Origin of the sequence: Noviherbaspirillum cavernae (assembly GCF_003590875.1) — a bacterium.
Lineage (GTDB): Bacteria > Pseudomonadota > Gammaproteobacteria > Burkholderiales > Burkholderiaceae_D > Noviherbaspirillum > Noviherbaspirillum cavernae.
The window spans coordinates 1-6,658 of record NZ_QYUN01000004.1 but is presented as its reverse complement, the minus strand read 5'-3'; the positions used below and the strand labels follow the sequence as shown (position 1 = coordinate 6,658).

Genomic DNA, 6,658 nt, shown 5'->3' with positions numbered 1-6,658 from the left:
TGCCGACATCCAAGGAACGCGGCTACTCCGCGGGCCGCTTCTCGTTCAACGTCAAGGGCGGCCGCTGCGAAGCCTGTCAGGGCGACGGCGTGATCAAGGTCGAGATGCATTTCCTGCCGGACGTGTACGTGCCGTGCGACGTATGCCACGGCAAGCGTTACAACCGCGAAACGCTGGAGATTCAATACAAGGGCAAGGACATCAACGAAGTGCTCGGCATGACGGTCGAGGAAGCACATGAATTCTTCAAGCCGGTGCCGGTCATCGCGCGCAAGCTGCAGACGCTGCTCGACGTCGGCCTCGGCTACATCCGCCTCGGCCAGAGCGCGACCACGCTGTCGGGTGGCGAGGCGCAACGCGTCAAGCTGTCGCTGGAACTGTCCAAGCGCGACACCGGTCGTACGCTGTACATTCTGGACGAGCCGACCACCGGCCTGCACTTCCACGATATCGACCTGCTGCTGAAGGTGATCCATCGCCTGCGCGACCAGGGCAACACGGTGGTCATCATCGAGCACAATCTCGACGTCATCAAGACCGCCGACTGGATCGTCGATCTCGGGCCGGAAGGCGGTGCGGGCGGTGGCCAGATCATTGCAGCCGGGACACCGGAAACGGTGGCGAAGAATCCGGCCAGCTTCACCGGAAAATATCTGGCACCGATGTTGAAGAAGAAGTGACGGTTTCTGTCATTTGACGAGTGACGGCGCGTATTTGAGCGAGGCGACATGGCAAAGCATCTGCATATCACCGGCATCGTGCAAGGCGTCGGCTATCGTGCCTCGCTCGACCTGCAGGCACGCACGCGGCCTGTATGGCTGGGTCCGCAACCGGCGCGACGGCTCGGTCGAAGCCATGATTCGGGCGAGGTCGACGCAGTGCAGAAGTTTATCGAATGGGCACGGCGCGGCCCGCCTGCAGCGCGGGTCAGCGGCGTGACTGTCCACGAGGTTGAGGATGCGCTCGTCGCGGACGGGCAGTTCGAAGTGTTGCCCACAAAATAGCTTCAACGGTCCCTACGCGCGCAATCCCATCCACAAACCGGCCGGCACGAATGCCAGTGCCGCCAGATTCCCCAGCAACACGATGGACGCCACCTTGTCCGGCTCCTGCTTGTACTGTTCCGCAATCATGAAGCAGAACACCGCCGGCGGCAGCGCGGCGAACAGATACATCTGACCGCGCTGCATGGCGTCATTGTCAGCACGCCGTCCAGCAGCCAGGCCACGGCCAGCCCGCCCAGCGGACAGACGATGGCGCCGATCAGGCCGATGTGCCAGCTTTTGAAACTGACATCGAGCATGCGCACGCCCAGCGAGAACAGCATGACGGGAATGCATGCCTCGCCCAGCAGTTTCATCGCCTGCATCAACGGCCCCGGCAGCGATGTGCAAGATGGCAAATACCATGCCGAGCATCATCGACACCATCATCGGGCTGGTAAACAGCTTGAGCAAAGAGGTGCGCTGGCTGCGGCCGCTTTCGATGATCTTGATGCCGACCGAAAAATAAATCAGATTGCATGCCATGAACAGCGCGACTGCAGCCGACAGACCAGCCGTGCCGAATGCGAGCGCCGCGAGCGGCAAACCCATGTTGCCGCAGTTGTTGTACATCATCGGCGGCACGAAGCTGCGCACGTCGTAGCCCAGCACGCGTGCGACCGGCCACGCGATCAGTCCGGAACCGAGAGAGATCAGCACGCCCGCCAGGATCAGCGTGCCGTTATGCGCGATGTCGAAGTCCTTCGCCGCCAATGCGGTGAAGACCAGCAATGGGCACAGCACATCCATGCTGACGCGATTGACCGAGATCATGTCGGTTCTGACGGCATCGCCGCGCGCACGCGCGTAGGCATAGCCGATGCCGATGATGATGAAGACAGGCAGGATGATGCCGAGGATGCGTTCAAACACGGGAAACTCTTTCGACGAAAGACGTGGGACCAGCCGGCAATTCTAGCCAGTAATTCCCGATCGTGTTTGCCGTGCGGAATCGCAGGTTCCGGCGCCTGTTTCGCCGGCTATTTGAGCAGCCGCTCCTCGGCGCGCGCCACGCCTTCGGTCGTGCCGCGCAGCACGACGATGTCGCCGGCTTGCAGTACGGTTGCCGGTGTGACTTCGATGCGGACCTTGCCGCGCCGGATGATGGTCACCTCTGCCCCGGCTTCCGGCAGCTTGAGTGCGGCCAGTACCTTGCCGATGGCCTTCGCACCTTCGGGCAGGGTGACGGAATGCAGCCGCACATTCAAGTGCTCGGCATCATCGGGTGCATCGCTGGCGCCGTGGAAGTATCCGCGCAAGGAAGCGTAGCGTTCATCGCGCGCCGCCTGCACGCGATGCACCACGCGACGCAGCGGGACCCCGAGCATCACGAGGGCATGCGACGCCAGCATCATGCTGCCCTCGATCGCCTCGGGCACCACTTCGGTCGCGCCCGCCGCGCGCAGCTTGTCGAGATCGGTGTCGTCATGGCTGCGCACGATGACCGGCAATGCGGGCGCAAGCTCATGCGCGAAATGCAGCACCTTGAGCGCCGACGGCGTGCTGGCATAGGTCACGACCAATGCCGCAGCGCGGTGAATGCCGGCGGCCACCAGGCTTTCGCGCCGGGTCGCATCGCCGTACGACACGTGTGCGCCCGCTCCTTGCGCTTCCCGCACGCGATCGGGGTCGAGATCGAGCGCGTGATAGGGAATGTTTTCTTCCTCCAGCAATTTCGCCAAACTCTGCCCGGTGCGGCCGAAGCCGGCGATCAGCACATGCTTCTGCGTGGTCATGGTGCGCGTGGCGATCTGCGTCAGCTGCAGCGACTGCAGCATCCACTCATTGGCCGACAGCTTCATCACGATCGCGTCGGACTTGGCAATGATGAAAGGCGCGGCCAGCATCGACAGCACCATCGATGCGAGGATCAGTTGAATGACGAGCGGGTCCATCAACTGCAGACCGCCCGCCTGGTTCAGCAGCACGAAACCGAACTCGCCGGCCTGCGCCAGCCCCAGCCCGGTGCGCAGCGCGACGCCGGGCGTTGCGCCGAACAGCCGCGCCAGCAGCGCGATCAGGCCGAACTTCAGCAGCACGGGCACGGTCAGCAACAGCAGCACCAGCCACCAGTTCTCCAGCACCAGCCGCACATTGAGCAGCATGCCGACCGTGACGAAGAACAGGCCCAGCAGCACGTCGCGGAAGGGCTTGATGTCCTCTTCCACCTGGTGCTTGTACTCGGTTTCCGAAATCAGCATGCCGGCCACGAATGCGCCGAGCGCGAGCGACAGGCCGGCGCGCTCGGTGATCCATGCCGCGCCCAGCGTGATCAGCAGCAGATTGAGCATGAACAGCTCCTGCGAACGCCGCTTGACCACGATGTGGAACCAGTTGCGCATCAGTTTCTGGCCGATGACCAGCAGCAGAAGCAGCACGATGGCCGCCTTGAATCCCGCCCATGCGAGGGTGGCAGGCAGGTTGCTGGAATCCTTCGCCAATGCAGGCACGAGAATCAGCAGCGGCACCACCGCGAGGTCCTGGAACAGCAGGATGCCGATGATCTGCCGGCCGTGCGGCGTTTCGAGCTCCAGTCTTTCAGTCAGCATCTTCGACACGATCGCGGTGGACGACATCGCGAGCGCACCGCCGAGCGCGAACGCGGCGCGCCAGCTGATGTCAACCATCTGCGGCAGCAAGGCGGCGGTCAGCCAGCCGAACACCATGGCCGCACCAATCGTGCACAGCACCTGCGCCATGCCGAGCCCGAACACGGTGCGCCGCATCGCCACCAGCTTCGGCAGCGAAAACTCCAGCCCGATCGAGAACATCAGGAACACCACGCCGAATTCGGCCAGCGCATGCGTGGTCTGGTTGTCGCTGGCCATGCCGAAACCATGCGGTCCGATCAGGATGCCGACCGCCAGATAGCCGAGCATCGGCGGCAGATGCAGCATGCGGAAGATGACCACGCCGAGCACCGCGGCGCCGAGCAAAAGCAGGGTAAGTTCGAGGGCGGAATGCATTCGTTATTAAAATTTCAAGATCGGCGTATTCGGCATATTGATTGCGGTTTGAGCCACATCAAGGCGCAATTTTTTGTTCTGACTGGCAGATTTTTTGCTTGGCCAATTCGTTTATACTTCGGGCATGAGTGTACCCCATGCAAAAATCTTGCCGAAGGCATATGACGCACATGGTGCGAAGCGCGCACTTGAGCTTGCGCGCGAGACGCTGCAAATCGAAACCGACGCGCTGACCGCGCTGAAGAACCGCATCTCCGACGATCCCGACGACGCTTTCGCGCAGGCAGTCGGCCTGCTGCTCAACTGCGGCGGCCGCGTGGTCGTTTCCGGCATCGGCAAATCCGGACACATCGCGCGCAAGATCGCCGCGACGCTGGCCTCCACCGGCACGCCGGCGCTGTTCGTGCATCCGGCGGAAGCCGCGCACGGCGACCTCGGCATGGTGACCGAGGACGATGCATTTGTCGCAATCTCCTATTCCGGCGAATCGACCGAACTGCTGGCCATCGTGCCCATCATCAAGCGCATGGGCGCAAAGCTGATCGCGATGACCGGCAATGATGAATCCAGCCTCGCCAAGCTTGCCAACGTGCATCTGAGCATCCATGTGGACAAGGAAGCATGCCCGCTGAATCTTGCGCCGACCGCCAGCACCACCGCGACGCTGGCGCTGGGCGATGCGCTGGCCGTGGCGCTGCTTGATGCGCGCGGCTTCCAGGAAGAGGACTTTGCCCGTTCGCACCCGGGCGGCGCGCTCGGCCGCCGTCTGCTGACGCATGTGCGTGATGTGATGCGCAGCGGCGACGCGATACCTGCAGTGACGGCCGACGTGCCGCTGTCGGAGGCGCTGTTCGAGATCACCCGCAAGGGCATGGCGATGACCGCCGTCGTCGACGACGCATATCGCGCGATCGGCATTTTCACCGACGGCGATTTGCGCCGGTTATCGAGAAGCAGGTCTCGACCAAATGAAAATCGCCTCGGTGAAAATGCCGATCGCGCGATATGCGTCGTCGACGACGGCGGTCATCGCCATGCCCTTGCGGGTGATCTCGAACAGCGCCTCCGACAGCGGCACGTCGGCCGTCACTGCAGGTATCGCGTCGCCGCTGCGCATCACATCACGCACATGCGTCAGCAGACGGCGGCCGAGCGCGCCGCCCGGGTGCGAACGGGCAAAGTCCTCTTCCTGGAAGCCGCGCGCATCAAGCAGCGCCACGGCCAGCGCATCGCCCAGCGCCAGCGTCGCGGTGGTGCTGGCGGTCGGCGCAAGATTCAGCGGGCATGCTTCCTTGTCCACATGGATGCTCAGATGCACGTTGGCAAGCTTGGCGAGGCTGGATTCATCATTGCCGGTCATCGCGATCAGCTTTGCGCCCATGCGCTTGATGATGGGCACGATGGCCAGCAGTTCGGTCGATTCGCCGGAATAGGAGATTGCGACAAATGCATCGTCCTCGGTCACCATGCCGAGGTCGCCGTGCGCGGCTTCCGCCGGATGCACGAACAGCGCCGGCGTGCCGGTGGAGGCCAGCGTCGCGGCGATCTTGCGCGCGATGTGTCCGGATTTGCCGATGCCGGAAACGACCACGCGGCCGCCGCAGTTGAGCAGCAGGCCGACTGCCTGCGCGAAAGCGTCGTCGGGATCGTCGGAGATGCGGTTCTTCAGCGCGGTCAGCGCGTCGGTTTCGATTTGCAGCGTCTCGCGCGCAAGCTCAAGTGCGCGCTTCGCACCATGTGCGTCATATGCCTTCGGCAAGATTTTTGCATGGGGTACACTCATGCCCGAAGTATAAACGAATTGGCCAAGCAAAAAATCTGCCAGTCAGAACAAAAAATTGCGCCTTGATGTGGCTCAAACCGCAATCAATATGCCGAATACGCCGATCTTGAAATTTTAATAACGAATGCATTCCGCCCTCGAACTTACCCTGCTTTTGCTCGGCGCCGCGGTGCTCGGCGTGGTCATCTTCCGCATGCTGCATCTGCCGCCGATGCTCGGCTATCTGGCGGTCGGCATCCTGATCGGACCGCATGGTTTCGGCATGGCCAGCGACAACCAGACCACGCATGCGCTGGCCGAATTCGGCGTGGTGTTCCTGATGTTCTCGATCGGGCTGGAGTTTTCGCTGCCGAAGCTGGTGGCGATGCGGCGCACCGTGTTCGGGCTCGGCATGGCGCAGGTGCTGTGCACGATTGGTGCGGCCATGGTGTTCGGCTGGCTGACCGCCGCCTTGCTGCCGCAGATGGTTGACATCAGCTGGCGCGCCGCGTTCGCGCTCGGCGGTGCGCTCGCGATGTCGTCCACCGCGATCGTGTCGAAGATGCTGACTGAAAGACTGGAGCTCGAAACGCCGCACGGCCGGCAGATCATCGGCATCCTGCTGTTCCAGGACCTCGCGGTGGTGCCGCTGCTGATTCTCGTGCCTGCATTGGCGAAGGATTCCAGCAACCTGCCTGCCACCCTCGCATGGGCGGGATTCAAGGCGGCCATCGTGCTGCTTCTGCTGCTGGTCATCGGCCAGAAACTGATGCGCAACTGGTTCCACATCGTGGTCAAGCGGCGTTCGCAGGAGCTGTTCATGCTCAATCTGCTGCTGATCACGCTGGGCGCGGCATGGATCACGAGCGCGCCGGCCTGTCGCTCGC

Annotated in this window: 2 protein-coding genes and 5 pseudogenes; 4 read left to right on the top strand and 3 right to left on the bottom strand. The window is 62.8% G+C overall.

What is annotated here, in order from left to right:
- Positions 1–680, top strand: a pseudogene (locus D3870_RS21880) (excinuclease ABC subunit UvrA); the annotation flags it as partial.
- A 48-nt stretch (positions 681–728) separates the two neighbouring features.
- Positions 729–1,004: an acylphosphatase gene (locus D3870_RS21875; protein WP_340638459.1), complete on the top strand. Its 276-nt coding sequence runs from the start codon at positions 729–731 to the stop codon at positions 1,002–1,004.
- Positions 1,005–1,016: 12 nt separating this feature from the next.
- Here the strand turns inward: D3870_RS21875 and D3870_RS21870 are convergent.
- Positions 1,017–1,916, bottom strand: a pseudogene (locus tag D3870_RS21870) (AEC family transporter).
- A gap of 107 nt (positions 1,917–2,023) precedes the next feature.
- Positions 2,024–4,009: a monovalent cation:proton antiporter family protein gene (locus tag D3870_RS21865; RefSeq protein ID WP_119740590.1), complete on the bottom strand. Its 1,986-nt coding sequence runs from the start codon at positions 4,007–4,009 to the stop codon at positions 2,024–2,026.
- Between the two features lie 124 nt (positions 4,010–4,133).
- On the opposite strand from D3870_RS21865, the pseudogene D3870_RS21860 reads away from it, so the two are divergent.
- Positions 4,134–4,955 (top strand): annotated as a pseudogene (locus D3870_RS21860) (KpsF/GutQ family sugar-phosphate isomerase); the annotation flags it as partial.
- Between the two features lie 33 nt (positions 4,956–4,988).
- Here the strand turns inward: D3870_RS21860 and D3870_RS21855 are convergent.
- Positions 4,989–5,792 (bottom strand): annotated as a pseudogene (locus D3870_RS21855) (KpsF/GutQ family sugar-phosphate isomerase); the annotation flags it as partial.
- A gap of 124 nt (positions 5,793–5,916) precedes the next feature.
- On the opposite strand from D3870_RS21855, the pseudogene D3870_RS21850 reads away from it, so the two are divergent.
- Positions 5,917–6,658, top strand: a pseudogene (locus tag D3870_RS21850) (cation:proton antiporter domain-containing protein); the annotation flags it as partial.

What these genes read in the sequence shown, in the direction of transcription:
- D3870_RS21865 (WP_119740590.1), bottom strand. Translation starts at nt 4,009, where the DNA reads ATGCATTCCGCCCTCGAACTTACCCTGCTTTTGCTCGGCGCCGCGGTG.
- D3870_RS21875 (WP_340638459.1), top strand. Translation starts at nt 729, where the DNA reads ATGGCAAAGCATCTGCATATCACCGGCATCGTGCAAGGCGTCGGCTAT.